The sequence below is a fragment of the Sorangium sp. So ce426 genome (assembly GCF_051475585.1).
Taxonomy (GTDB): Bacteria; Myxococcota_A; Polyangia; order Polyangiales; family Polyangiaceae; genus Sorangium; species Sorangium cellulosum_B.
This window is the reverse complement of sequence record NZ_CP150341.1, coordinates 8,492,110-8,517,534: the sequence shown is the minus strand read 5'-3', so window position 1 is coordinate 8,517,534 and position 25,425 is coordinate 8,492,110. Positions and strand designations below refer to the sequence as shown.

General features: G+C 72.8%; 18 protein-coding genes. 8 read left to right on the top strand and 10 right to left on the bottom strand.

From position 1 onward, the window contains the following. Positions 1-306, bottom strand: coding sequence for a PilZ domain-containing protein (locus tag WMF44_RS31645; RefSeq protein ID WP_012238486.1), 306 nt, complete (start codon positions 304-306; stop codon positions 1-3). A 73-nt stretch (positions 307-379) separates the two neighbouring features. Between WMF44_RS31645 and WMF44_RS31640 the strand changes: the two genes are divergently transcribed. After that, complete coding sequence (locus tag WMF44_RS31640) at positions 380-1,579, top strand: hypothetical protein (RefSeq protein WP_437293774.1); 1,200 nt, start codon at positions 380-382, stop codon at positions 1,577-1,579. A 61-nt stretch (positions 1,580-1,640) separates the two neighbouring features. Here WMF44_RS31640 and WMF44_RS31635 read toward each other — a convergent pair whose 3' ends face one another. The 3 genes from WMF44_RS31635 to WMF44_RS31625 form a co-directional block, all read right to left on the bottom strand. After that, entirely contained in the window at positions 1,641-2,204 is a 564-nt protein-coding gene (locus tag WMF44_RS31635) for a hemerythrin domain-containing protein (protein WP_437293773.1), read from the bottom strand. A 175-nt stretch (positions 2,205-2,379) separates the two neighbouring features. After that, positions 2,380-4,560 (bottom strand): hypothetical protein, encoded by a 2,181-nt coding sequence (locus tag WMF44_RS31630; RefSeq protein ID WP_437293772.1) that lies wholly within the window; start codon positions 4,558-4,560, stop codon positions 2,380-2,382. A gap of 111 nt (positions 4,561-4,671) precedes the next feature. Then, positions 4,672-5,076, bottom strand: a complete 405-nt coding sequence (locus WMF44_RS31625; protein WP_437293771.1) for a PilZ domain-containing protein — start codon at positions 5,074-5,076, stop codon at positions 4,672-4,674. A 59-nt stretch (positions 5,077-5,135) separates the two neighbouring features. Between WMF44_RS31625 and WMF44_RS31620 the strand changes: the two genes are divergently transcribed. From WMF44_RS31620 to WMF44_RS31610, 3 genes are all read left to right on the top strand, one after another. Then, positions 5,136-6,884 (top strand): class I adenylate-forming enzyme family protein, encoded by a 1,749-nt coding sequence (locus WMF44_RS31620; RefSeq protein ID WP_437293770.1) that lies wholly within the window; start codon positions 5,136-5,138, stop codon positions 6,882-6,884. A 52-nt stretch (positions 6,885-6,936) separates the two neighbouring features. Beyond that, on the top strand, positions 6,937-8,037 hold the full coding sequence (gene dnaJ / locus WMF44_RS31615; protein WP_437293769.1) for a molecular chaperone DnaJ: 1,101 nt from the start codon (positions 6,937-6,939) through the stop codon (positions 8,035-8,037). 101 nt (positions 8,038-8,138) lie between these two features. After that, a complete protein-coding gene (locus WMF44_RS31610; RefSeq protein ID WP_437293768.1) occupies positions 8,139-8,984 on the top strand; it encodes a pyruvate, water dikinase regulatory protein in 846 nt (281 codons plus the stop codon). A gap of 19 nt (positions 8,985-9,003) precedes the next feature. On the opposite strand, the gene larE is transcribed toward WMF44_RS31610, so the two are convergent. After that, the gene (gene larE / locus WMF44_RS31605) at positions 9,004-9,864 is read right to left on the bottom strand and encodes an ATP-dependent sacrificial sulfur transferase LarE (RefSeq protein WP_437293767.1); all 861 of its coding nucleotides are present in this window, start codon (positions 9,862-9,864) and stop codon (positions 9,004-9,006) included. A 100-nt stretch (positions 9,865-9,964) separates the two neighbouring features. Here larE and WMF44_RS31600 point away from each other — a divergent pair, with 100 nt between their 5' ends. After that, positions 9,965-10,789: an OmpA family protein gene (locus WMF44_RS31600; RefSeq protein ID WP_437293766.1), complete on the top strand. Its 825-nt coding sequence runs from the start codon at positions 9,965-9,967 to the stop codon at positions 10,787-10,789. 80 nt (positions 10,790-10,869) lie between these two features. On the opposite strand, the gene WMF44_RS31595 is transcribed toward WMF44_RS31600, so the two are convergent. Both WMF44_RS31595 and WMF44_RS31590 read right to left on the bottom strand, forming a co-directional pair. After that, positions 10,870-13,338 carry a fused MFS/spermidine synthase gene (locus WMF44_RS31595; protein WP_437293765.1) on the bottom strand — a complete coding sequence of 823 codons (2,469 nt, stop codon included), beginning with the start codon at positions 13,336-13,338 and terminating at the stop codon, positions 10,870-10,872. A 102-nt stretch (positions 13,339-13,440) separates the two neighbouring features. Continuing rightward, positions 13,441-13,992, bottom strand: a complete 552-nt coding sequence (locus WMF44_RS31590) for a hypothetical protein (protein ID WP_437293764.1) — start codon at positions 13,990-13,992, stop codon at positions 13,441-13,443. 108 nt (positions 13,993-14,100) lie between these two features. Here WMF44_RS31590 and WMF44_RS31585 point away from each other — a divergent pair, with 108 nt between their 5' ends. Continuing rightward, positions 14,101-15,357, top strand: a complete 1,257-nt coding sequence (locus WMF44_RS31585) for a M14 family metallopeptidase (RefSeq protein ID WP_437293763.1) — start codon at positions 14,101-14,103, stop codon at positions 15,355-15,357. A gap of 9 nt (positions 15,358-15,366) precedes the next feature. Here the strand turns inward: WMF44_RS31585 and WMF44_RS31580 are convergent, their stop codons facing one another. Together WMF44_RS31580 and WMF44_RS31575 are read right to left on the bottom strand one after the other, a co-directional pair. Continuing rightward, a complete protein-coding gene (locus tag WMF44_RS31580; protein WP_437293762.1) occupies positions 15,367-16,566 on the bottom strand; it encodes an MFS transporter in 1,200 nt (399 codons plus the stop codon). Positions 16,567-16,760: 194 nt separating this feature from the next. Next, positions 16,761-17,351, bottom strand: a complete 591-nt coding sequence (locus WMF44_RS31575) for an N-acetyltransferase family protein (protein ID WP_437293761.1) — start codon at positions 17,349-17,351, stop codon at positions 16,761-16,763. A gap of 32 nt (positions 17,352-17,383) precedes the next feature. On the opposite strand from WMF44_RS31575, the gene WMF44_RS31570 reads away from it, so the two are divergent. Continuing rightward, a complete protein-coding gene (locus WMF44_RS31570) occupies positions 17,384-17,572 on the top strand; it encodes a hypothetical protein (RefSeq protein ID WP_437293760.1) in 189 nt (62 codons plus the stop codon). Positions 17,573-17,676: 104 nt separating this feature from the next. Here the strand turns inward: WMF44_RS31570 and WMF44_RS31565 are convergent, their stop codons facing one another. Further along, complete coding sequence (locus WMF44_RS31565; protein ID WP_437293759.1) at positions 17,677-22,683, bottom strand: hypothetical protein; 5,007 nt, start codon at positions 22,681-22,683, stop codon at positions 17,677-17,679. 511 nt (positions 22,684-23,194) lie between these two features. Between WMF44_RS31565 and WMF44_RS31560 the strand changes: the two genes are divergently transcribed. Next, entirely contained in the window at positions 23,195-25,270 is a 2,076-nt protein-coding gene (locus WMF44_RS31560) for a protein kinase domain-containing protein (RefSeq protein WP_437293758.1), read from the top strand. The last annotated feature ends 155 nt before the right edge of the window (positions 25,271-25,425 follow it).

The following is a 25,425-nucleotide window of genomic DNA, read 5'->3' as shown; positions in this document are numbered from 1 at the left end:
CTAGAGGGAGCCGAGGAGCTGCGTCAGGGCGTAGGTCTCGCGTGCGCCCATCATGCCGAACTGCACTCCCATCCCCTCAGGGGTGGTCCATCGCACAACCGACGGGATCACGGCGACCTGCTTCAGGCCTTGCAGGGACAGCAGCACCTCGACGGTCGCGCCGAAGGGAGCCGGCGAGCTCGTCTCGATGAACATCCCGCCGAGGCTGAGGTCGCGGCATATCGCGTCGACGCGCGGGCCGTCACCGATCCGGAACGCGATCGAGAGCTCGATTTGCTTGCGCGGGTGCTTCCGGTGATCTCGCACGTTCCTCGCTGGCTAGCTGCGCGGCGCTGAGGCGCGCCGCGTGGGGTATTCTGGAGCGCAGAGGAGACGATCAATGTCGCGAGCCGAGAGCGTCGCTGTCAAGCGCCGGGAGCCGCGCTCGAGTTCTTCTTCGAGTCGCTCGAGTCGCTCGAGCCGCACGAGTCGCTCGAGCCGATCGAACAACAGCGGCAGCAGCACCCCCGCGGTCGGGGTCGCGTCGTCCACGAAGGTCGACGCGGAGGCGCGCCGCGGCTGGAAGCGGCACCTCGAGGGCTGGGAGCCGGGGCTCGTGGCCGTGTTCATCGCGGGCTCCGCGGCGATCCTCGCTGTGCCGCGGTCGGTCGAGCCGGCCGAGCTGCCGCTGCCGCTCACCGACGCGCGAGCCCTCGCGCGCGTGCGAGACACGGACATCACCCGCGCCCGCGAGGCCGAGGAGCTCGGGCTCGACGCCGAGGTGCGCGAGCTCGGCTCCGCCGTCCGCGCGTTCGGGCTCGTGGACGCCGACGCGGATCACACCGAGGCCGAGCTCCTCGCCGCGCGCGCGCGCGTGATCGACGCCGTGGGCCGCGCGCTCGCCCAGGGGGACGAAGCGGTGCTCCGGCTGCGCGCCTACCAGCTGAGGGCGTTCGTCCGCGAGGTGCGCCGCTTCGAGGCGACCGGCGAGGAGTCCGACGAGCTCCGCGAGCTCGGCGGCGACTTCCTCGGGCTGCTCCGCCGAAACGGCTGGCTGGGGCAGGGGGACGCGGCGCAGCGCGGCGGCGGGGAGGGGGCCCGCCGCGTCGCCATGGATGGCGTCGTGCTCGGTGTGCTCTTCAAGAAGCGCTGGAGCGCCATCGTCGGCGTCGAGCGAGCTCCGTTCGCCCCGGGGCTCGACGAAGAGCGCGCGCTGTTCAAGTTCTTGCTCGCGCGCCCGCTCGTCGCCGCGAGGAGCGCGCAGACCCTCCCGGCTCCTCCCGACGAGGAGACGGCGGCGCGCCTTGCGCAGGCGGGCGGGTCGGGGCCGCGCTCGCCCGCGGCGGCGCTCCGCGCCGCGGAGGCGCGGAGCGCCGGGGAGCAGTATCGCCTGAAGAAGATCGACGAGCTCGCCGCGCTCGACCCCTCCTATCCCAGGCACCTCGCCCGCGGCGTCACCCTCTATCGGCTGGGGAGCTTCATGCAATCGGCGGAGGCGTTCCGCAGCCACCTGGAGCAGCACCCCGACGGGGCGTACACCCTTCGAGCGCAGAACTACCTGCGCGCCGCGCTCGAGCGCGCGCGCGAGGAGCAATTCTAGGAGCGGTCTCCCGTCGGCCGCGCCGAGCGGCCACGCCCGCGGCGCATCCCCCGGGGCGGGCCTACGGGCCCCTGCGCATCCCGCCGGGGCGGTATGGGCGCCCGCTGATGCCCTTGGCCGGGTTGCCTTGCCCGCCGCGCCCTCGGCGCGTCTCCATCTCGTTCCAGATCCCCTGCTTGGCCGAGGCCTGCAGGAACCGGCGGGCGGCCGGAAATACCTCCTGCTCCTCGCTCTCCACATGGCGCTGGTGCGCAGCGCGCAGGTCCTCGATGAGCTGGGGGATCGCCTCCACGGCCTCGGGGCCGCCGTCTCTCTCGATCGCGGCGCGCAGCGCGTCGATCGCGCGCTGTTGCGCCTTGTGCTCCTGCCGGAGGCGCTCGAGGGTCGGCGCGATCGCCTCGAGCACCGCGAGCCGCGGGTACAGCGAGCGCTCCTCGTCCTCGCGATGCCGGCTCATCGACCGCTCGAAGTAGGCCACCACGCTGGAGAGACCCTCGAGCGCGGCGGCGCGCCCGCGGGGATCGCTGAGCGCGCGCGCGGCGCGCGCGAGATCGTTCAGGTTCTCTTCCAGGCTCCGGTGAGCGGCGGCGAGCTTCTCGAGCGGATCGATCCGGTCATCGGACATTCATCGATGATCGAACGACAAGGCGCGCGCGTGGAAGCCCTTTATTCCTTCCGCGCGCGATTCGCGCTCCGCGTCGCGCGCTGGTCATCCGACGCACTCGCCACCTGACCAGCGGAGACCGTATCGCACATCCGGCGCCGGTCATCTCCATCCCGCGCGCGATCGCTGGCGCGTTCTACGGAAGGCCCGCGTTGCGGGGCAGATCGAGGTGCAGCGCGGGCGCCAGCATCTCGCGCGCGAGGTGCACCTCGAGCAGGTCGATCACGGGGCTCTTCGACACCGCGCGGAGCCGCTCGTCCGCGCCGGCATCCCCCGCCGCCTTCCTGGCCATCGCGGTGTAAAATTGCGCCTCCACCCGCTGCGCCGCGCTCCGGGCGAGCCTGCCGAGATCCGCGTCGCTGAGCCCACCGTTCGCCCAGGCCGCGAGCTTTCCCGTCCATGACGCGCGGCTCGTCGCGCTGTCCAGCGCGCGGCCCGCGGTGCCGTCGGTCGCGACGCCGAGGGAGCGCTCCAGCAGAAGGACCCAGAGCCCGCCGTAGATGAGATCGTCCTCGTCCACGTTCGCCTCGAGGCCGCGCTTCAGCGCCCGCCGCGCGGCGGGGAGATCGCGCTCCACGAGCGCGCGCCCCACGGCGTCGAGCATCGTGGCGCCGAGCTGCGGCGGCTCGGCCGCCACCAGGGCGAACGCCCGATCGTACGCCCGGGTCGCGCCCTTCTCGTCGCCATAACCGTCGAGGATGCGCCCGAGCAGCCGCTCCGTCCGCGCCTTGGCGCCGGGATCCCGGGCGCGCTGCCGGGTGTCGAGCGCGGCGGCGAGCGCGGCGTCGAGCGACTCCTTCGCCCGGTCCTGCGTGCCGGCGTCGCGGTGGAGCTCGAAGGCGAGCAGGTGCGCCTGGATGATCTCGAGCGGGGCGCTGCGCGCGTCCGGCGCTCCCAGCGCGCGCCGCACGTCCTCGAGCGCCGCCTGGGGCTCGCCGGACTGCCGCTCGGCCATCGCGAGCACCGTGAGCCCGTTGACCGTCGGCTCGGCCGCCGTCGCCGCGCGGAGCAGCGGCAGCGCGGCCACGAGGTTGCCGGCGCGCAGCTCGAGCGACGCCATGAGAGAACGGACGCGGGCGCCCGACGGATCGAGCGCGCCCCCGCCGCGCGCCGCCCGATCGGCGAGCACGAGCAGCGGCCCCGCCGCGCTGTAGGTGCGCCGGGCCGCGTCGAAATCGTCGTTCGACGCCTCCTCCGAGAGCGCGCTCAGCACGAGCCCGAGCGCGGCCCCGAGCGCGCCCGGGCTCGGCCTGTCGCCGAGCGCGCCGGCGATCACGAGCGGCGTCGCCTCGGACATGCCGAGGCGGATCATCACCTGGGAGAGGAGCGTGGCGCTGTCGTAGTTCTGCGGATCGCGCCGGTAGGCCTCGAGGGCCGCGCCCCAGATCGCCCCGTCGAGCAGGTCCTGCCGCATCCCGGTCTCGGCGTCGCGCTCCTGCGCCTCGTGCTGCGCGAAGGCGGCGGCGAGCGCCTGCCACGAGACCGCGTCGTCGTCGGAGGCGGCGGCCTTGAGCCGCTGGTACAGGCCGGGCGGGATCACCCGGCGCACGCTCGTGCGGTCGATCTGCTCGATCGCGCCCTTCGCGTCGCCGAAGCGGAGGAACAGCGCCGCCAGGCTCGCGCCGCCCGACTCGAGCGCGCGCGCCGCCTCGACCGCCTCCTCGCGCTCCGGCCTCGCGCCGCCCTGCCGGTACTCGATGTTGAACTCGATCGCCCGATCGATCCACGCCACGGTGGCGGCGGCCGCGCGCTGGATCGACTCCGCGCGGCCGTCGACGAGGGCGCGCGCGACGGCCGCGCGCTGATCCGCGCCGAGCTGCTCGAGCGGCCCGCCGGTGCGCGTCTCCTTCATCCACTGCTCGAGCGCGGCGAGGTGCTCGTCGCTCTCGGCGCGGGCCCGGCTCCCGCTCGGCAGCGCGGCGGAGCGGAGCTCCATGAGGGCCCGCACCCGCCCCTCGTCGCCGCGCGGGCTGAGCCGCTCGATCGCGCCGGCGATGGCGCGCTCGCCCACGGCGTCGATCATCTCGGCGCGCCCCTCGCCGGGACGGACGAGGGAGAGCGCGCCCAGGACGCTCTCGACGGCCCGGTCGGGCTGACCTGCGTTGAAGCGCCCGGCGGCGTGCGCGAGCTGCCTGCGGACCACGCCGATGAGCAGGCCCGTGCGCTGCGGGCTCTGCTTGCCGTCGCGCACGATCGTGAACAGGCTGGCGGAGAAATCGGCGTCGCGGACCTCGACGGCAGTTACGCGGCCCTCGGCGCCTGGCGGCCCCTTCGCCCCCGGCGAGCTGGAGGCCCCGCAGGCGACGGAAGAGAGCACGAGGGTGAGCGCGGCGAGACCCCGAGCGAGACGGCGCCGAGGGAACAGGGGCGGCAGCGACATTGCGAGCCAGTGTACACGGGGGGAGCGTGAGCGCACCCCTCGGAGGCGCTACCGCGAGCCGTCGCCGAGCTTGCGGCCGAGCAGCTTGGAGGCGAGCGTCTCGCCGAGCTCGCTCATCATCAGCTGCTCGACCACCGCCTCGGTGGCGGCGCGCTCCGCCTCGCTCGCGTACTGGAACTCGATCCCCATCCCCGCCGGAGCCGACTCCGTCGCCTCGGCGGTCGTGACGATCCACTTCACCCGCCCGCGAAGGCGGAGCGGCTCGGCCAGGTTCCGGATCGAGAGGGCGAACACGAACTCGGTGCCGATAGCGAGCGGGCGATCCGTCCGGATGAACGTCCCGCCTTTCGAGATGTTGCGCGTGTAGTCGGCGAAGAACGTGTTGAGCCGTTTGTACTCTACGCTCAGCTCGATCGCGGCACGCTGGGCTGAGCGGCGGTCAGCTTCCGTCACGGGACCCACCCTACCACGGCGCATGCGGGCCAATGCGGGCCAGAGTAAAGTCGCCGGCCATGCGACTCGAAGGGGTCAGGGCCGCGCTGGCGAGCGGGCGAGGCACGATCGACGCGGCGCTCGCCGCCGGGCGGGCGGTGACGCAGGCGGGGCTGCTCGCCGCGCTGCGTTGGCCGGGGCTCAAGGTGCTCGCGCGCGAGCTCGCGAGAGGCAAGGCGAACCCGTCGCTCCTGTTCCGTTTCCACGCCGAGAACAGCCCGCACCGGATCGCGGTGATCGAGCCGCTGAGCCTCGCGCCCCGCGCGGCGGAGCGAGGCGCGGGGCCCCCGGCCGAGGATCGGGTCTACTCCTTCTTCGCGCTGAACGAGGTCATCGATCGGCTGGGCTGCGCGCTCGACCGGCGCGGCGTCGGCCCGGGCGTCACCGTGCTGCTCGCGCTCAAGAACCGCCCCGAGTTCCTGATGTGCCAGGTCGCGCTGGCCCGCGTCGGCGCGTCCGTCGTGGCGGCCTCGTGGCGATCGACCCCCGCGGAGCTCGCCTACCTCGCCGGCCACTCTGGGGCGCGCCTGCTCCTGTTCGACTCCGACATCGCCGGCGTCATCCGCGAGGCCGCGCCGCGGCTCGAGGGGATCCCGCGCGAGGAGATGATCGCGATCGGCGAGCGCGCCCCGGGCTTCTCGCACCTCGACGACCTCCTCGCCGCGTTCGACGATCTCGCCGCCGAGCGGGGCGCCTCGCCGGATCGGAGCGAGCGCGCCGCGGTGGTGATGTACACGTCCGGCACCACCGGCAAGCCGAAGGGCGCGGTGCGCGGCTTCGGCGGCGGCGTCGTCCTGCCGGCGCTCGGGGCCATCGGCGCGACCCCGATGCGCGCGGGGGACGTGCACCTCGCCGTGTGCCCGCTCTACCACCTCACGGCGCTCGGCTTCGTCAACCTGTCGCTCATCGTCGGCGCCACGATCGTGATCCTCCCGGAGTTCCAGCCCGAGCTCTTCCTCGAGGCGATCCAGCGGTACCGCGTGACCACGACGGCGGTCGTCCCGACGATGCTCCACCGCGTCCTCGAGCTCGGCGAGGCGCGGCTCCGCGCCCACGACACGTCGTCGCTCACCGCGATCTTCGTGGGCGGCGCGCCGCTCTCGCCGGCGCTCGCGGCGGAGGTGATGGCGGCGTTCGGCGACCGGCTCTTCAACTTCTACGGCGCGACCGAGACGGGCATCGTGACGATCGCGGGCCCCGGGGATCTGCGCGCCTCGCCGGGCACCATCGGGCGCCCCGTCGCCGGCAGCGAGCTGCTGCTCCTGCGCGAGGACGGGACGCCGTGCCAGGACGGCGAGGTGGGCGAGCTTTACGTGAGGAGCTCGTTGCTGGTCTCCGGCTACCACGGGGACCCAGGCGCCACGCGCGAGTCGACGCGCGGCGGCTACTTCTCCGTCGGCGACCTCGCCCGCCGCGACGCGCGCGGCTGCTACCACCTCGAGGGCCGCAAGCGGGAGCTCATCATCTCGGGTGGCGTGAACGTGTACCCCGCCGAGGTGGAGTCGGTCCTCCACGACCACCCGGCGGTCGCCGAGGCCGCGGTGGTGGGCGTCCCGGATCGCGCCTTCGGGGAGCGCGTGCGCGCGGTCGTCGCCCTGCGCCCCGGCGCGACCGCGAGCGAGGGCGACCTCCGGGCGCACTGCCGCGCGCGGCTCGCGGGCCCGAAGGTCCCGCGCGAGGTCGTCTTCGTCGACGCGCTGCCGCGCAACCCGACGGGCAAGGTGATGAAGCGCGAACTCGCCGGGCCCGAAGGGAAATCAGCGGATTAGGCGGCCCGGTAGCCGCTGTCCCGGGAGGGCGATCGATGCTATTTCGCACGTCGTGCGGGATCCGTACGAAGTATTGGGCGTCGAGCGTTCCTCGACGCAGGATGAAATCAAGAGCGCCTTCCGGCGGCTCGCCGGCCAGCACCATCCCGACAAGAACCCGGGGGATCAGGGCGCGCACGTCCGCTTCAAGGAGCTGAACGCGGCCTACCAGATCCTGAGCGATCCGCAGAAGCGCGCGGCGTTCGATCGGTTCGGCCCCGCCGCCGTCGGCGCCTCCGCCGGCTCGGGGGTCCCGGGCGTGCCCTTCGACATGCAGGACCTCAACCTGGACGCCATCTTCGGCGATCTCCTCGGCGCCCTGGGCATCCGGGTCGGCGACCGCGGGACGCTCCAGAAGGAGGTGCGGATCACCTTCGAGGAGGCGGCGTTCGGCTGCACGAAGGAGATCACCTACGATCGCGTCGAGCCCTGCGGCGACTGCGCCGGCTCGGGCTCCGCGCCGGGCGCGTCGACCGAGCGCTGCGCGGCGTGCTCGGGCCGCGGCCGGGTCCGGATGCAGCAGGGGATGTTCCCCATCGCGATCGAGCGCCCCTGCGGGCGGTGCCGCGGCACGGGGCGGATCGTGACCGACCCGTGCAGGGCGTGCCGCGGCGCCGGCCTCGCGGCGAAGCAGAAGACCATCGAGGTGACGATCCCTCCGGGCGTGGAGAACGGCGCGACGCGGCTCGTGGAGCGCGGCGGCAACGCCGTCCGCTCCGACCGGGGGCCGGGCGATCTGGAGCTCACCATCCGCGTCTCGCCGCACGAGCTCTTCCGCCGCGTGGGCGACGACGTGGTGTGCTCCGTGCCGATCTCGTTCGCGCGCGCGGCGCTCGGCGGCGAGCTGGAGATCCCGACGTTGGAGGGGAAGGGCCGGCTCCGCATCCCCCCGGGCACGCAGCCCGGCGCGGTGCTCCGGATCAAGGGCAAGGGCATACCGCGTCGCGTCGTGGGCGGGCGCGGCGACCAGCTCGTCGAGGTGAGCGTCGAGGTGCCGACGCAGCTCACCGCGACGCAGCGGGAGCTCATCGCGCAGCTGGCGAAGGAGCTCGGCGAGAACGTGCAGCCTCAGCAGGCCACCTTCATGGAGAAGCTGAAGGGGCTGTTTGGTTGACCTGGCGCGCGGCCGCGCGCGATCCTCCGCGCTCTGCTGAACGCCGAGGCACGAGCCCTGCCTCGAGCGCCTGAGCCGAAATGGCGACGGAGGGATCGGACATGGACAAGGCGAAGTTCATCGACGTCCTGAGCGACTCCACCGGAGAGACGGCGGAGAAGGCCGTGCGCGCAGCGCTCCTCCAGTACCCGGACGCGGGGGTGCAGATCCGCCTCCACACCCGGGTGCGCACGCCGGAGGTCGCGCGGCCGGTGCTCGAGCGCGCGGCCCGGGAGGGCGCGCTCGTCGTGTTCACGGTGGTGAGCCCCGAGCTGCGCGAGTTCGTGCACGCGTCCACCGCCGAGCTCAACATCGAGGCGATCGATCTGATCGGCTCGCTCATCGTCCGGCTCGGCACCTTCCTCGACCGGGAGCCGATCAACCTGCCGAGCGCGATGCTCCCGCTGAGCGAGGAGTACTTCCGGCGCATCGAGGCGGTGGAGTTCGCGGTGAAGAGCGACGACGGGAAGGAGCCGCGGAACTTCAAGAGGGCCGACATCGTCCTCGTCGGCGTCTCGCGCACGTCGAAGACGCCGCTGTCGACGCTGCTCGCGCAGCGCGGCCTCAAGGTCGCGAACCTGCCCCTGGTGCTCGGCGTCCCGCCGCCGCTCGAGCTGCTGGAGGCCCCCCAGGATCGGGTCGTCGGGCTGACCATCGGGATCGATCAGCTCTGCGAGATCCGGCAGGCGCGGCTGCGCCAGCTCGGGATGCCCTCCGAGACCAACTACGCGATGCGCGAGCACGTCCGGCAGGAGCTCGACTTCGCGAACCGCCTCTTCGCCGCGCACCCCGAGTGGCCGGTGGTCGACGTCACCAAGCGCGCCATCGAGGAGACGGCGGTGATCATCCTCGAGCACCTGAAGGAGCGCGACGAGCGCGCCAAGGTCGTGCGCTCCTCGCTCGTGTGAGGCGGCGGCTCCAGCGAGCTCAGCTCACGATCTTGAGGGCGCGGCCGACGAGGACCTCGTTGTGGCTGCCGGTCCTGTACCCGCCGAGATCGAGCGTCACGTACCGGAAGCCGTGCCGCTTGCCGGCGGCCACGATCTCGGCGCGCACCGGCGGCTCGGCGGCGCGCGCGAGCTCGCCCGCGTCGAGCTCGATGCGCGCGAGGTCGTCGTGGTAGCGGACGCGGACCTGGCGAAACCCGAGGCCGCGCAGCGCCGCCTCGAAGCCGCCGATCTGCGCGAGCCGCTCGCGCGTGACGCTGGTCCCGTAAGGGATCCGGCTGGAGAGGCAGGCCGCGGCGGGCTTGTCCCAGATGGGCAGGCCGACGCGCGCCGCGCCGGCGCGCACGTCGGCCTTGCTGAAGCCGAGCTCGACGAGGGGGCTCAGCACGCCCGCCTCCCGCGCCGCCTCCAGCCCGGGGCGGTAGTCGCCGAGGTCGTCGGTGTTGGTGCCGTTCACGATCGCCGCGAGCGCCCACTCGGACCGCTTCCGCGCGGCGATCCGGTAGAGCTCGCTCTTGCAGTGGAAGCAGCGATCCGGGTTGTTCGCGACGTAGCGCGGATCGTCGATCTCGGACGACTCGACGAGCCGGTGATCGGCGCCGATCAGCCGGGCGATCGAGGTGGCCTCTTCCTTCTCGGCCGGCGCGAGGCTCGGCGAGACCGCGGTCATCCCGACGGCCCTCGGGCCGAGCTCCTGGTGCGCGACCGCGAGGACGAAGGCGCTGTCGACCCCGCCGGAGTAGCAGACGAGGACCGATCCGAGCTCCCGGAGCCGGGCGCGCAGCCCGGCGAGCTTGGGATCGATGGGCGAGCCCTCGGGCGTGGACGACAGCGCGGACATGGCGATCCTCTTACCATAAGCCGCGTTCCGCGCCGGCCGGCCCGGCGTCCGCCAGGTTACTTGCGGTCCGAGCGCCGGTTCTGACACCCTGCAGGGCGAGATGGACCCGAAGAGGAAGCAGGCCGCCCGCACCTCCCTGCCGTTCGCGCTCGCGGCGGCGCTCGCGCCCGCCGCGTTCGCTGGCCAGGGGTGCAGCGACAACCGGCTGCCGCCGCGGGAGCTGCCGCGCGCCGAGGAGCAGCGGGCGCTCCCGCGATGGTACCCGGAGAAGCCCTGGTCGGAGCAGGGCGGGGAGAGCCAGGTCTACATCGAGGGCAAGATCGTCTTCGACACGAGCAAGGCGACGATCCGGCCGGGCAGCGAGAAGACGCTGGAGACGCTGCTCCAGTTCATCAAGGAGCACCCCGAGGTGACGCGGCTGCGGATCGAGGGGCACACGGACGCGCAGTCGAGCGAGGAGCACAACCAGGCGCTCAGCGCGCGGCGCGCCCTCGCGGTCGCCGACTGGCTTGTCGATCACGGGGTCGAGAGCGACCGGCTGATCGCCGTGGGCTTCGGCGAGTCGCGCCCGCTCGGGCCGAACGAGATCGCGGCAGGCCGCAGCGAGAACCGCCGGGTCGAGTTCCACGTGGCCGAGGTGAACGGGCGCCCCTTCCTGGGGCAGGATCCGTACAGGGGCGGCCTGGCGCTGGAGGTGCTGAGCCTCGAGCAGCGCAAGCAGCGCGCGGAGCAGGCCGCGCAGCTCAAGGCGCCCCCGCCCCGCAAGGGCTTCGTGGCGACGGGCGACGAGATCAAGCCGGTGCAGGTCAAGCCGCGGGCCACGTCGGAGGCGCAGGAGGGCGAGGCCCCTGCGCCGAGCGCGCCGGCCAAGGGGAGCGCGCCGCCGCGTGACGGCGGGGGCGCGGCGCCCGCGGGCGGGGGCTGAGCGACTTCAGGGCGCTGCGCCCGCGGGCGGGGGCTGAGCGACCTCAGGGCGCGGCGCCCGCGGGCGGGGGCTGAGCGACCTCAGGGCGCGAGGTGCCGCGCGCGCGGCGCCCGCGTCCGGTACCGCTCGAGGAGCGCGAGCGTCGCGTCGAGCGACGCGCCGTACGGGAGCACGTTCCCCTTCGGCGTGGCGTACTCGAGGTAGAGGTTGTCGTCCGTGGACACGATCGGCCCGCCGTCCTCGGCCGCGTCGGCGATGAGGCGGTCGAGATCGTCGCCCGAGGTCACGAGGGCGTCGAGGAGGTCCTCGAGCCGCGCGCCGGCGAGCGTCGCCTGGAGCGACGGGCGCGCGTCGAGCCCGGCGAGGCGCGCCCCCGAGGCGACGAGCGGCGCGCCGCTCGCGACGAGGATGCCCTGCGCGCCGCCCACGAACAGCGCGACGTGCGGGAACGCGCTGCGCATCGTCCTCACCACGACGGCGAGCTCGCGCCGCCGGATGTGGTGGAGCTGCACCCACTGCTGCAGGACGCCGCCCTCGGTGAGCCGGGACCGGGCCAGCTCGTAGAACTCGTGGCTGTAGAGGCTCGCGGCGCCCGCGAACCAGACGCTGGTGAGCTCGATGGCGATGAGATCGTAGCGGCCCGGGGCGGCGACGAGCAGCTCGTTCCTGCCGTCGTTGAGCGAGAGGCGGACGCGGGGATCGTCGAGCGCGCGGAGGCTCGGGCCGGCGAAGAAGCGCCGAGACGCCTCGACGATCGCGGGCGAGATCTCGGCGACGTCGATGCGCTCGAAGGGGTAGGCCGCGATGGTGCCGGTCGTCGTGCCGGTGCCCAGGCCGATGACGAGCGCGGCGCGCGTGTCGCGGAGGAAGAGCGAGGGGAAGTGCGCGAACCGCCGCTGCGCCGTCATCTCGGGGCCGTCGTCGCCCTGGAACTTGCCGTTCGTGTACATGGTCGTGACGCCGGCGAGGTGCGCGACCGTGGTGACGCCGCCGTGCACGTCCTCGCGCACGAAGTCGATGCGCTCGGGGCGCGGCCCCATGGCGAAATAGACGTTCGCGCCGCTCGTCAGGCGGGCCATGTCCCAGCGGGGCGCGAGCACGGCGAGCGCCCCGGCCGCCGCGGCCAGCGCGAGGGCGCGGGGGAGCTCCGCCCCGGCGCGCGCGGCGGCGAGGACGGCCGTGAGGGCGAACGCGAGCGCGATCGTCAGGAGCGCGCGCTCGGAGCCGAGCGCGGGCAGGATGAGGTACCCGGTGACGATGGAGCCGGCGATCGTGCCCAGGGTGTTCGCGGAGGTCAGCCTGCCGACGCGCGCGGCGACGTCCGCGTGCGCGGCGGCGCGCGCGAGGAGCAGGGGGAAGGTGGTGCCCATGCAGAGCGTGGGCAGCGCGAGGATCGCGAGGGCGGCGAGCGCGCGGCACGCCTCGCGGCCGGCCCACCCGTCGACGTGCTTGCCCGCGAAGGCGAAGAGCCGCGGGAGCTGGTCCCAGAGCGGGACGGTGGCGGCGAGCGAGAGCGCGGCGGCGGCGAGCCCCCGGGAGAGCGCGCCCTCGCCGTGGCGGCGCGCGAGGGCAGGCGAGCGCGCCGCGCCGGCCGCGAGGCAGACGAGGAAGACGGCGAGCATCAGCCCGAAGGCGTAGGCGCTGTTGCCGATGAGCAGCGCGAGCAGGTGGGTCTGGACCACCTCGGCGGCGAAGACCAGGAAGCCCGACGCGAACGCGAGCAGGAGCAGGAACGGCGGTTCGGCCCGGCCGGCGGCCGCGGGGGGCGGAGCGTCTGCGGTACGGGCCTCGGGGGAGCGCGCGTCGGGGGCCTCGGGGGAACGCGCGTCGGGGGCCTCGGGAGAGCGCGCGTCGGGGGCCTCGGGCGAGCGCGCGTCGGGGGCGGCGGCGGCAGGCGCCGGGCCGCGCAGCCCGGCGGAGATCGCGACGACGCCGAGGACGAGGTTGGCGATCGCCGCGGACCAGAGCGCGCCTCGGATGCCGAGGTGCGGGAGGACCACGTAGGCGCCGGAGAGCGCGCCGGCCGCGCCGCCGGCCGTGTTGATGGCGTAGAGCGAAGCCAGGCGGCGCGCGGCGTCGTGCTCGGCGGGGGGCGCGCCGCCGTCCGGCGCGGCGCCGGCGCGGAGGATGCGCGAGAGCACCGGGAGCGTGGCGCCCATCGCGACCGTGGGGACGACGACCACGAGCGCGGTCAGCGCGGCGCGCGCCGCGGTGAGCAGCGCGAGCGAGTCGGGCGCTGCGCGGGCGACGGCGACGTAGGCCGAGGTCAGCGCCTCGAACAGGAACGGCGAGACGGCGCAGATCGCGCCGACGATGACCTCGAGCGCGCCGTAGACGACGAGCGGGCGGCGCGCGGACGCGGCGTGGCGTCCGCCGAGGTGCGCGCCGAGGGCGAGGCCGCCCATGAAGGCGGCGAGGACCGTGCTCACGGCATACGCGGTGGCGCCGAAGACGTAGGCGAGCAGCTTGGAGAAGGCGACCTCGTAGAGGAGGCCTGTCGCGCCAGAGACGAAGAACAGGGCGGCCACGAGCGGGAAGCGGGAGCGCACGGCCGCGCACGCTAGTACAGGCGCCCGACGAGCAGGCACCTCAGAGCGCCGAGCACGACATCCCCGGCAGGCGGCCGAGGGCGGGCGCGACGCGCCGCCCCGTCACCAGCCGAGCCGCTGCAGCCGCTCTCTGGCCCCCTTCACCCCGAAGATCGTCTCTTCGCCGGGCGGCACCACGGGCGCGAGCAGCGCCGCCGCGAGCACCGCGGTGACGACCAGGGGCGCTCGCGCGTCGTCGCCGGCGATCAGCGGCTCTCGCACCTGCCAGACCCGCCGCGCCCGCGCGAGCAGCGCGTCGAACCCGCGCCCGCCGATCGCCCGCACCCCCGCCGCGGCGGCGGATCGCACGAGCGGCGCGCGATCGAGCGGCACCGTCATGACGAGCACGCGGCTCGGCGTGCGCGGCGTGGAAGTAGAGGAAGAGGAGATGCGCGCGACGTCCACCTCCACGGCGTCGGCCATCGGCGTGGTCCCCGACGGGTACGCCTTCTTCTGCACGAGCGTGAGCTCCGCTCCGAAGAAGACGCGCGCCTGATGTGCCCAGCGGTGCTCGTCGATCCGCGCCTCGGGCTCCGGCGACAGCAGCGTCCACCCCTGGCTCGGAGGCAGCAGCTCGATACGTCCTTCCGCCCACCCGCTGCCGTCGAATTCCATATGCGTGCCCGCTGCCACGGTAATCCCTGGTTTGACCTGGTCCGGATCGCACGAACGCGCGGCCGGTGGTCTATAGTTGGTGCCATCTAGGGTAAAGGTGAGCCCTGCATGCCGAAGTCCGATCAGGCGTCGGAAGAGCAAGGCCGGGCTGCCCTGAGGGCGGCCCTCTTTGTACACCGACGCGCGCCGCTCTCCCGTCTGCTCGCTCGCCGCGGGCTCGGTCCCTACCGCGGGTACGGCGAGCTCCTGGAGGCGATCGAGCGGCTCGCCGACCGCGGGGCGCAGGTCACGCTGATCGGGCGCTCGATCCGGGGCGAGCCGCTGCTCGCCGTTCACCTCGGCGCAGCCAGCCTGGCCGCTGCGCGCGGCGAGAAGCAAGCCGCGGGCCTCCTGGCGCCGAGCGCTCAGGGAGGACACAGCGTTGCGAACGGCGTCTCGCTCCATCCGCTCGATGGAACGCCAGATGGCACGCCGGATGCTAGTGCGGATCCCAATGCGGGTGCCGATGGCAGCCGCGCGCCGGGCGGCGTGGACGACCCGGCGCCGAGCGACGCCACCCTCGCTCAGCTGGCCGAGCGCGCCGAGCGCGCCAGCCTGCGCCCCTCTACGGGAGCCGGCTTGCGCGAGCGCGTGCGGACCACGGTGATCCTGTCCGGGATCCACCCCCTCGAGTGGATCGGCATCGAGGCCCACCTCGCGCTGCTCGATCGCCTCGCGACCCAGGACCTCGGCGGCCGGTCGATCCTCGCCGTCCCGATCGTGAACCCGGACGGGCTCCTCCGCGTCGAGATGAACCTCCGCGCCGGGCGGCACCGGTACGTGCGGGGCAATGCCCGGGGCGTCGACCTGAACCGGAACTTCGACGCGGGATGGTACGAGCGCGGCCTCATCCAGCGCTTCATCGGGCTCCTCTTCTCGCCCGGCAGCCGCCCCGCCAGCGAGCCGGAGGTGGAGGCCATCGCGCACGCGCTGTCGTCGCGCCGGATCGACCGCGCCTTGTCGCTGCACAGCGCCGGCGGCGCCGTGCTGTACCCGCCGGCGCACAGCCTCTGGCCCGTGGCCGACGCCGCCGAGCACCGCGCCTTCGCGCTGCGCGTCGCGCGCGCCGCGGACCGCAGGCCGTACCGCGCCATGTCCTACGTCCGCTTCGCCTGGGGCGTCCGCAAGGTGGGCCTGGAGATCGACTGGCTCCACGATCGCCACGGGGCGCTGTCGCTCCTCGTGGAGTGCTCGCGCGGCAAGCTCGGCCTCCGGCCGTCGCGCCTCGTCGAGCCGTTCGCCTGGCACAACCCCCGGCGGCTCGACGACGCCACGCCGCCGCTCGTCGACGCCCTCCTCCCTTTTGTGAAGGGTGCGCGCGCCTGAGCAGGCCGCTCAGAGCTCGATCGGCTCGCGGACGGGGATCTTCTGCAGGCCGAGGAGGACGCCGAGGGCGGCGAAGGTCGCCGCCATCAGGCCGTAGGCCGCGAGCGCCCGGTGCTCGATCAGCCAGCCGGCGCCGATGGGGCCGATGATCTGCGAGATGCTCGCCAGCGACTGGCTCACGCCGAGCGCCGCGCCCTGCTCGTCGCGGCCGACGCTCTTCGTGAGGAGCGTGGTGATGGCCGGCCGCACCACCGCCGCGCCGAACGCCGCGATCCCCACGAGCGTGAGCAGCACGGGCAGGGTGTACGCGACGCCGAGCAGGCCGTAGCCGACCACCATCGCGCCGAAGCCGAGCAGCGCGAGCCGCTCCTCGCCGTACCGCTTCGCCAGCCGGCCGATCAGGCCGCCCTGGATGCTGCCGCCGATGAGCCCGGAGAAGGCGTAGAGGTAGCCCGTCTCCTTGACGCCGAACGCGAAGCGCCGCTCGAGGAAGAGCGCAAGGCCGCCGATGAGCGTCGAGAAGGAGAGGGAGAAGGCGAAGAACTCGAGCAGCCGGCGGCGCGGGAGCGGCCGGTCGAAGTACCGGCGGAAGGCGTCCCCGCGGCCGAGCGACGCCGGCCGGGCGGCCGCGGCGGTCGCCCCGTCCTGGGCCGCCGGCAAGGGCGGCTTCGCCGGGAGCAGCGTGGCCGTGAGGAGGACCGACAGGAGCGACAGCGCCGCCGCGCCGTACGCCGGCGCGCCGTAGCCGAAGCGGCTCGCGAGCTCCCCCGTGATGGCCGGGCCGAGCAGGAACCCGGAGCCGAAGGCGATGCCGATCAGGCCGAACGCCTTGGTGCGCTCCTCGGGCCGGGTCACGTCGCTGATGTACGCCTGCGCGATCGTCAGGTTCCCGGCCGTGAGCCCGTCGATGATCCTCCCGAGGAACAGCATCCACAGCGAGCTCGCCGAGCCGAGCACCAGGAACCCGAGGAACGTGCCGGTCTGGCTCGCGAGCAGCGTCGGTTTGCGGCCCACCCGGTCCGAGATCCGGCCGAGGATCGGCCCGGAGACGAGCTGACAGACCGCGTAGCTCGCCGCGAGCACGCCGACCACGAGCTCGCTGGCGCCGAAGTGCTCGGCGTAGAACGGGAGGAGGGGGAGGACGAGCGTGAGGCCGAGGACGTCGACGAAGACGGTAAGGAAGATCGGCAGGAGCGGCGAGCGGAGCATGGTGGCTTTCGGTGGCGATGGACTGCGGTGACGGCCGCCGGCGACCGGGCCGGCGATGGCCGGGCCTCCGCGCCTGGACGGCGCTGTCCTCATGACGCATCTGCGCCGCGGCGGGTACCCTCCAGCGCGCGTCCAGCGCTCGTGCGGGGCACGGGCCGGGCCGCGGGCGGGCCCGGGGACGCCCGCGCCGCGGCTCAGCGCTCCGACGGGGCGACCGCGCGCGGGTCGGGAGAGCGGAGCGCGAGGGTCATCTGGATGTCATCCAGGATGGCGCCGTCGACCCGGAACGCGTCCTCCCGGGTGCCGATCGGGACGAACCCCATCCCCGCGTAGAGCCGCCTGGCGCGCTCGTTGTTGGCGAAGACGCCGAGGTCGAGGTACTCGAGGCCCGCCTCGTCGCGGGCCCAGGCGATCGCGGTCTCGAGCAGGCGCCGGCCGTGGCCCTGCCCGGTGTGGGGGCCGAGGATGCCCATCGCGACGACGGCGCGGTGGCCCTCGGAAAAGACGCGGCCGCCGCGGAGCTCGATGTGCCCGATGATGCGCGCCCGCGGCTCGCTCGACCGGAGCAGCCAGGCCCGACCCCAGAGCGGCTCGTCGAGCCTCTTGCCCCAGCGGTCGCGCGCGCTGTGCTCGACCTCGTCGGGGGCGAGCGACGTCGCGATGGCGAAATGGGGCACTCCGCGCCGGCCGGACTCGGCGACGTGCTCGATGAGGTAGGCCGCGAAGGCCCGCGCGTCCGAGCGGTGGGCCGGGGCGATGGCGTGGAGGGCGGGGGAAGGGATCATGCCGCGGCGCGCGCAGCGCCACGGCGAGCGTAGTGCCGCCCTGGCGCCCGCGCGACCTCCAACGGCAGCAGGCCGGGCTCGGCCATCTCGGGCCCGAGGGACGCGGACGGCCGGACGCCGCGCAGGGCGTCACCAACGTGAACGTTTACGTGGTCGTGAACGTGAACGTTTACGTGGTCGTGAACGTGGTCGTGGTCGTGGTCGTCAACGATAGGTCGTGAACGACCACGTTCGGATGTAGGAGAACGCTGCGTGAAGCTTGGTTGACGCTTGTGAGGGGGAGCGCGGGGCCCCGGCGCGAGGCCCCGGCGTGGGGAGGCGCGGATCAGTCGAGATAGATGCCCAGCTGCTCCGGGTCGGCGAGGCCGAACTGGGCCATCATCTTGAGCAGGTAGTCAGGCACCGACTTGTAGCCCTTCAGCTCGTACGCGTAGTGATTCTTGTAGATGGTGAGCTGGGTGCAGCTCTCGTTGATGTTCTGATCACACGCCGGCACCTCCTTGAGCGGGCCGACCGCGGGCACGTCCTTGATCGCCGGATCCGGGATGATGATCGCGGTGCCGTCCGGGTGGTACGTGATCATCGCGCGCCCGTACTTGTTGAAGCCGGGGCCGTAGTTGGCGACATACGCGGGATCCGCGGGGATGCTGTCTGCCGGGTTGCCCGGCTGCGCCTCGTGCCGCGTGTCGAGCTGGTAGCCCTTCGCGGTGAGGGCGTTGGCGTACTCGAGCACGCGCGCCGCGATGCCCTTCTGCACCCACCTGCCGCCGGAGTCCTCGCAGGCCACCCTGTTCTTGCCGGCCCCGAAGAGGCACTCCATGCCGTACGTGCGGGCGTAGTAGACCTGCCCGGACGTCGGGTCCTGCCACTCGATGCGCTGCTGGAAGCCCGGGTCCGCGTCGTTGCCGAGCCGGTAGACGCGCATCATGTCGAGCCAGTTCGTCTTGCCGTTCGCGGGGATGTTCGCGAGCGTCCACGCGATCAGGAACTTCTGCACCTCCCAGCCGATCTGCGGATCGACCGCGATGGTCCTGTCCACGACGGCCGGATCGAAGTCGCCGCCCGTGTAGTTCGAGCAGAGGTTCTTCCCGTTGGTCGGGAAGCAGACCTGCGGCCCCTCGTTCGGCCACCAGCTGACCCAGCCCATCGGGCGCGCCGGGAACTCCTTCGCCAGCGGGTCGGGATCCTTGCTCGCCGTGTCGAGCACCGGGAGGCCGTCCTCGCCGGCCTCGAGGCGAGGCGCGAGCAGCGAGCGGTCGCCGGTGAGGGCGTTGGCGAGCACGCGGCGGTAGCCCTCGGGCAGCACGTCGGCCATGCCGACCGCGCGGAAGCGGGCGTCGTAGAAGTCGCGGCGGGACTGGCTCACGAACCGGTCCTCCGACTCGGAGAGCAGGATGGCCGTGTTGATCTTGTCGTAGTAGCTGCCCGCGTTGGCCGTGTAGTCGTTGTTGAAGTCGCCGTTGTCCTCCGAGTTCCTGTTCTCGAGCGGGTGACCGCCGAACCCGATGTCCTTCAGGTAGCCGGTCGAGCCGTTCGGGATCTGCACCAGCACGGGGGTGTTGGTCGTGCCGCCGAAGCCGCTGAAGTCCTCGCCGGCGCCGTAGTCGTCGCCATCGAGGTTCGAGCGCAGGACGTTCCACTCGGACCACGGGTTGCTCGGAACGTTGGCGTCCCAGTTGCGCAGGTAGTGCGGCCCCTCCTCCGGGCGGGCGAGCTGCCTGGTGAACTGATCGAAGGCCACCGTCGCGGCCACGACGTTCTCCTGGAGGCCGCCTTCGATGAGGAGCGGCCACAGCGTGTCGAACGACAGGCCCTGGTTCGTCGCGAGATCCTGGTAGATCGTCCCGAAGAACCCGATGCCGCCGGCGATGCCGAGCATCTTCTCGTTGTAGCGGCCGTAGGACCTGTCCGCCGCGCCGCGGACGCTGAACGTCGTGAGGTTGCGCCGGAAGTTGTCGAAGATGTGCCTGTTCTCCTGGGTGGTGATCAGGAACATCAGCTGCTCGTACGGGTCGGCGCCGTTGTCGTGACGGAAGACCGAGACGTTGCCGAGGTCGGCCCAGTTGTCGGTCGCGAACGCGTACGGCACGCGGACGCGGCTCTGGGCGTCGACCGCCGGACCGCCGCGGAAGGCGCCGAGCGCGGTCTCGTTGTCCTGCGGCATGCGCAGCTGCTTCCAGCCGACGTAGTCGACCGGCTGCTGGCGGCAGCGCTTCGTCTCCTCGCCGACCGTGACGATGCCGCCGTCGAGGAGCGGGTGCCACTTGCCGTCGAGCTGCTCGTTCCACGCCGCGGGCGGGGTCGCCTCCACGTCGTAGCAGTCGCGGATGACCTCGTACTGCGATTGCAGCTGGGAGTAGTGGAAGTCGTTGACGCTGGGCGCGTTCGTGGCGTTGCCCTTCGCGAACATGCCGTACTTGATGCCGGCCAGCCCGCCGAAGTTGTCCGCGGCGGCGAGGAGCCCGCCGCCGATCCTGCCGCCGGCGAGGTAGTTGCGCTCGCCGTTGTCGTAGACGCTCACGGTGTCGCCGTAGAAGAAGCGCGCGGCCGCGAAGTCGTAGACGCCCAGGCCGACCAGGTCCTGCGAGACGTCGCCCGGGTAGTCCATGACCGTGGAGTGCTGGAACATCCAGATCATGTTCTTCTGCTCTTCGTCCGTGATCGCGTCGAAGTAGCGGGGGCCGACGCACTCCTCCGGGCTCTCGTCCGCCTCACCGGCGCACGCCGCCTTGACCTTTCCGTTCTTCGTCCTGAGCTGCCAGTACTGGGGCCGGAAGAAGAGCGAGGCGTAGCTGCTCACGAAGTTGTGCCGGAGGCCGACGGAGTGCCCCATCTCGTGCGCGATGACCGCGTACTGGTAACGGCGCTGGATGTACTTGAACATCTTCTCGTAGCGCCCCCGCCTCTCGTCGGCCGTCTCCTCGTCGCCGACGGGGAACTTCTCGCGGAGCGCCTCCGCGAGGCCCGTCATCGCCGTGGCCTCGGGGGCCTCGTGCAGGATGCAGGCGCCGCGCTCGGCGAGCGCGTTGTCGTGCATGTGCCGGAGCTGCGAGTGCAGCTTCGGGTTGTTCATCCCGAACGGCGACGCCGCGTCCGCGAGCGGGCCATCGATGGGCAGGCCGGCGGGGACGCCCGCGCGCTTCAGCATCGCCGGGTTCATGAGCTCCGACTCGGCGAGGCTGCCCCGGGCGGCCTTCATGCGGGCGCCCACGACCGCCTGCTGCGGGGAGGGGATGTCGCCCCGCACAGCGATGTCGGCGACCTTCGCCTTCATCGGCTCGATGAGCGCCTTGAGCTGCGGGGAGACGCCCTGCGCGACGAGGCTCTCGTACGCCTCGGGGTCGAGCTTCGTGGCGCTCGCGAGCCGCGACGTGACCTCGCGCTTCGTCATCGTGGGCCCCTGGCCGCCGCCGGAGATGCGGCTCGCCTGGGCCCAGTCGCGGATGTACTTGCCGTCGGTGATCTCGGAGGTCGGGATCTCGCCGTTGATGTAGCGGACGATGTCGACCAGCTGCTGCGCCGCGGAGTCGGTGACGTGGCTCCAGATGTTGATGCTGGCGGCCACCTTCTCGCCGGTGAGCGGGTCGTCCGCGTCGGCCATGATGCCCCAGGGCGACGGCTTCTGCGGCTTGTTGACGATGAGCACGCTGTTGTAGCGGAGATCGCCGAGCCGCGGGGCGACGCGCTCCTCGAGGGGAACGCTCGTGTCGCCGCAGGCGGGGTGATCGCCCTCGATGATGGGGTTGTGGCAGAGCACGATCACGGACGGCTGCGTGACGACGCCTCCGATCGCGAGCGTCGCCGGGTCGCCGCCGCGCCGCTGAGAGAGCTGCTCCACGGCCTGCCTGACCTGGTCGTCGCACGCCGGCGCGTCCCAGCCCAGCTCGCGGCGGCACGCGTTCAGCTTGCGCGTGAGCGCGACGGCCTCGTCGATGTCGTCCTGCTGGCCCTTCCACATCGGGAACTTCGCGTCGCAGTCCTCGCCGCCCGTCTTCCGGCACTCGACGAGGCGCGAGGTCTGGATCGCGGTCTTCATCGCGAGATCCCACTCCTCGGCGGCCCACTGGGTCGCCTCGAAGATGTCCTCCGACGTGTCGCCGCCGACGTACCAGGGGATGACGACGGCCTCGCGCTCCGCGTAAGGCAGCGTGCACTTCTGCTTGTACACGTCGCACTGCGAGCCCGCGCCGGCCGCCGCGCACGCGTCCGCGGTGCCGTCATTGTCCTTGTCGAGGTTCGGATCGGCGTTCACGTCGCCGCCCGGGGCCGTCTCCCGGGTCGCGCAGGCGATCGCGCCCTCCATCGTCTCGGGGTTGTCGTAGAAGTGGCTGCGCTTCCAGAGGTTGTAGCGGGACGCGAAGCGCCGCCACTGGTTGTCCACGATGCCGTAGTTGCGCTCGTAGCCGTAGCGGGAATCGGCGGTGAAGATGCCGAACGCCTGGAACCTCACGCCGTCGAAGTCGACCGGCTCGTAGTCGTTGTCGACCACCTTCTTGAACGACTGCCGGATCGTGATCTCGACCGGGTTGCAGTTGCCGTACGGGTCGGTGCCGCCGGCGAAATCGCCCGGGAGCATGCAGGCCGGGAACTTGTCGATGCCCCAGCCGAGGCTCGAGAGGTCGAGCAGGACGGGCGTGGCGAACGCCTTCGTCGTGACGTCGAAGTAGCCGTCCTCCGCGTCGAACCGCGGGGCGTCGGCGGAGGCGGGATCGCTGACGTAATAGGCGAGCGGCTCGTACTCGACACCTCCGTAGATGCCGAGCTGCGACAGGGTGTCGAAGTTGTAGGCGTCGGTGGCGAGGTTGCGGGACCAGTCGACGCGGAAGTACTCGCGCTCGTACCAGAGCCGGTCGCTCGTGTTCTCGACGATGACGTTGGACTCCTCGCCGGTCGACGGGTTGTACTCGCGGACGATGTCGAAATGCGACTCGATCGCGTAGCTCGCGACGATCTGGCCGTCGTTCGTCGTCTTCTTGGCGAGCCCGTTGTAGGTGTTGCCCTTGCCGTCGGTCCCCTCGATGCGCTCGTAGGCGAGCCGGGCGTTGAGCTGACGCTCGGTGATCTCCCACTTGATCCGGGAGACGGGCTGGGCGTAGGTCGACGTGAAGAGGCCATCTTGGGCGGCGCCGTACCCGACGTCGACGACAGTACCCCGCATGTAGAACTCGGGGTCATCGACGATGTCTTTCAGGTCCCCTCCGACGAAGAAGGTCTTGGCGAGCGCATCGCTCTGCACCCTTCTGATGGACGGCCGCTCCTCGGCGCAGCCCGCCCCCACGACGGTCAGCGCGACGGTGCCGAGGAGCACCGCACGCCTAAAAATTCGATTCATCAACGATCCTCCGGAAGCTGCCTGTCGAGATCGACGCACAAGCTGACCCTTCACGGCGCACAGGGCGCAGCGCGAGGCAGTCCCCTCCAGGCAAGAATGTTGCCAACGCTCGGCAGCGTTCGATCGCGAGCTCTTTCGATAAGTTAAGCACCTGTCGCACATGCGCACCGGGGGTGGCGTTAAAGAGTTAACTGTTGCCGGACGAGCTCGCGACCGGCGCCCGTCTCCGGGGTGACGGCGGTCGGAGCGGTGCTCGGGACGGTCGACGGCGCGGGCGCGTGCCCGCGCGCCCGCGCGCCGCCGGGGGCCGACAAGTCGTCGGCTGTCGAGTTCTTTGGTATGGTCGCCGCGTGCACTCTCCCTCGCATCGGACGCGCGGGTCGCGCGGGCGCGCGGACAGCCATGGGCGCAGCGCTCTCCTGCGCGAGGGGCACGGCCGCCCTGGGGCGGGCATGCGGCGCGGCCGCGCGGGAGCGGGCGAGCGGGGCAGACGCCGGCAGGTGCCGGGCGCATGAGGCATGAGGCGCTCCTCGGCCGCAAGGTGGCCGGGCGGTTCACGATCACCCGCTTCCTCGGCGAGGGCGGCATGGCCAGCGTCTTCATCGCCGAGCGCGACGCCGAGCCCCGCCGGGTGGCGATCAAGATCATGAACCCGGAGTTCACCGGGGACCGCGCGTTCATCCGGCGCTTCCAGCGCGAGGCGAAGGCCGCGGCGCGGGTGAAGCACCCGAACTCCGTCAAGATCTTCGAGTACGGGGTCGAGGGCGCCCTCAGCTACATCGTGATGGAGCTGCTCTCGGGGGACGACCTCTACGTCCTCCTCGAGCGCCACGGCGCGATCGGCCAGGCGCGGGCGGTCCGCATCCTCTCGGAGGTGTGCGAGGCGCTCGCGGTCGCCCACGAGATGGGCGTCGTGCACCGCGATCTGAAGCCCGAGAACGTCATGGTGGTCCCCGATCCCATGCACCCTCACGGCGAGCGGGTGAAGGTGCTCGATTTCGGGATCGCCAAGATCCTCGATACGGGCTCGTCCGGCGAAGCGCCCGAGCTCCTCGCCGACCCGCTGTCCGTCGTGACGCGCGCGGGCACGTTCGTCGGCACGCCGGCCTACATGGCTCCGGAGCAGTGCGGGCTGCTGCCGGTGGATCAGCGGGCCGACCTGTACACGTGCGGGGTCCTCCTGTTCCAGCTCGTCACGGGGCGGCTGCCGTTCGAGGGCGAGACGCCGCTCCACACGGCGACGCTCCACATCCATGCGCCGGTGCCGGCGCCGAGCAGCTGCGCGCCCGGGATCCACCCGCGCCTCGAGGCGCTGATCGTGAAGGCGCTCGCGAAGGAGCCGGCGGACAGGTATCAGACGGCGCGCGAGCTCGGGTACACGCTGCACTGCCTGCTGGCCGAGCTGCCCGACACGGCCGTGGGGCTCGGGCCGATCTCGCGCCGGCAGCCGAGCTCGCTGTTCTCGCGGGACGCGTCGCTGCTGCGGGGGCCGATGTCGCTCCCGCCGTTGACGTCGCTGCCGAGCTCGACGTCCGCGCCGATCTCCGGCCAGGCGCCGAGGGCGGAGCTCTCGATCGAGTCGGCCCGGACGCTCGTCTCCGGGGGAGCCAACGCCGAGGTCGCGCGCCCGCCGCCGGTGGTGCTTCACCACGCGCCGCCCCCCTCGGAGCTCCCGCAGACGCTCGATCCGCAGGCGGTCGCGCCGGGGGCGGACGCCGAGCCGCAGCGCTGGGCCGGGGCGTCGGTGCCGGAGATCTCGCTGCAGCTCCCGTCCTGGTCTCACGGCCCCAGCGAGGCGCTGCTCTCGGGGAACGGCCTGGCCGAGCCGGGCGCGTACGACGACGCGAGCGGGGACGACGACAGCACGCTCACCATGGTCCGCCGCGACGAGCTCCTCGGTCCGGCGAAGGTGCGAGTCCACACGGCGGCCTATGACGAGGGCGACGAGCTCGACATCACCCCTCCTGGCCGCGACGTGAAGGCGACGCTCCGCTCCGCCGAGGACTTCGGGCTGGGCACGCCCGAGAAGCGGGCCGAGGTCGGCCTGGTGCGCGTCGATTCCGTGCCGGTCCCGGCCACGCCGCAGAGCCCGCTCGACGGGGCGGCGGCGGGGGTGTGGGACAGGAGATCGCCGCGCGCCACCAACACGCTCCGGCTTGTCTCGTCCCACCCCCCGGCCGAGAGCCAGATGCCCACGGTGACGCCCGGCGAGCTCCAGGCGGCGAGCCCGCAGGGGTTCGGGGCGATGGGGTTCGGCGCGGCGAGCGCGGAGACCGTGGGGGACTCCGCGGCGGTCGTGCGGAGAGCGCCGGCCGCGGCCGACAGCGCCTCGCCGGCGGCCCCGGCGGCGTCGGTGCCGTTCGAGCTCGCCACGACCATCGCGGAGCAGCGCACGGCGCTGGAGCGCCGCGCGACGATGCCCGATCACGTCGTCGTGCCCCAGGCGCCGCCTGCGCCTGCGCCGGCGCCTCCGCAGGCGCGGGAGCCGAGCTGGCTGGCCGGCAAGCGGGGGCTCATCATCGGCTTCGTCGCCGGGATGCTCCTGACGGCGCTGGCGATGTTCCTTGTGATGCGCCTGCTCTCCTGACGTCTCGCACGTCTCGCACGTCTCGCACGTCTCGCACGTCTCGCACGTCTCGCACGTCTCGCACGTCTCGCACGTCTCGCACGTCTCGCACGTCTCGCACGTCTCGCACGTCTCGCACGTCTCGCACGTCTCGCACGTCTCGCACGCGCCCTCCA

Excerpts from the sequence above, each read along its gene's own strand:
- WMF44_RS31585 (WP_437293763.1), top strand. The coding sequence starts at position 14,101 with ATGCCGAAGTCCGATCAGGCGTCGGAAGAGCAAGGCCGGGCTGCCCTG.
- WMF44_RS31580 (WP_437293762.1), bottom strand. The coding sequence starts at position 16,566 with ATGCTCCGCTCGCCGCTCCTGCCGATCTTCCTTACCGTCTTCGTCGAC.
- larE (WP_437293767.1), bottom strand. The coding sequence starts at position 9,864 with ATGTCCGCGCTGTCGTCCACGCCCGAGGGCTCGCCCATCGATCCCAAG.
- WMF44_RS31610 (WP_437293768.1), top strand. The coding sequence starts at position 8,139 with ATGGACAAGGCGAAGTTCATCGACGTCCTGAGCGACTCCACCGGAGAG.
- WMF44_RS31575 (WP_437293761.1), bottom strand. The coding sequence starts at position 17,351 with ATGATCCCTTCCCCCGCCCTCCACGCCATCGCCCCGGCCCACCGCTCG.
- WMF44_RS31600 (WP_437293766.1), top strand. The coding sequence starts at position 9,965 with ATGGACCCGAAGAGGAAGCAGGCCGCCCGCACCTCCCTGCCGTTCGCG.
- WMF44_RS31635 (WP_437293773.1), bottom strand. The coding sequence starts at position 2,204 with ATGTCCGATGACCGGATCGATCCGCTCGAGAAGCTCGCCGCCGCTCAC.
- WMF44_RS31590 (WP_437293764.1), bottom strand. The coding sequence starts at position 13,992 with ATGGAATTCGACGGCAGCGGGTGGGCGGAAGGACGTATCGAGCTGCTG.
- WMF44_RS31640 (WP_437293774.1), top strand. The coding sequence starts at position 380 with ATGTCGCGAGCCGAGAGCGTCGCTGTCAAGCGCCGGGAGCCGCGCTCG.
- WMF44_RS31620 (WP_437293770.1), top strand. The coding sequence starts at position 5,136 with ATGCGACTCGAAGGGGTCAGGGCCGCGCTGGCGAGCGGGCGAGGCACG.
- WMF44_RS31560 (WP_437293758.1), top strand. The coding sequence starts at position 23,195 with ATGAGGCATGAGGCGCTCCTCGGCCGCAAGGTGGCCGGGCGGTTCACG.
- WMF44_RS31565 (WP_437293759.1), bottom strand. The coding sequence starts at position 22,683 with ATGAATCGAATTTTTAGGCGTGCGGTGCTCCTCGGCACCGTCGCGCTG.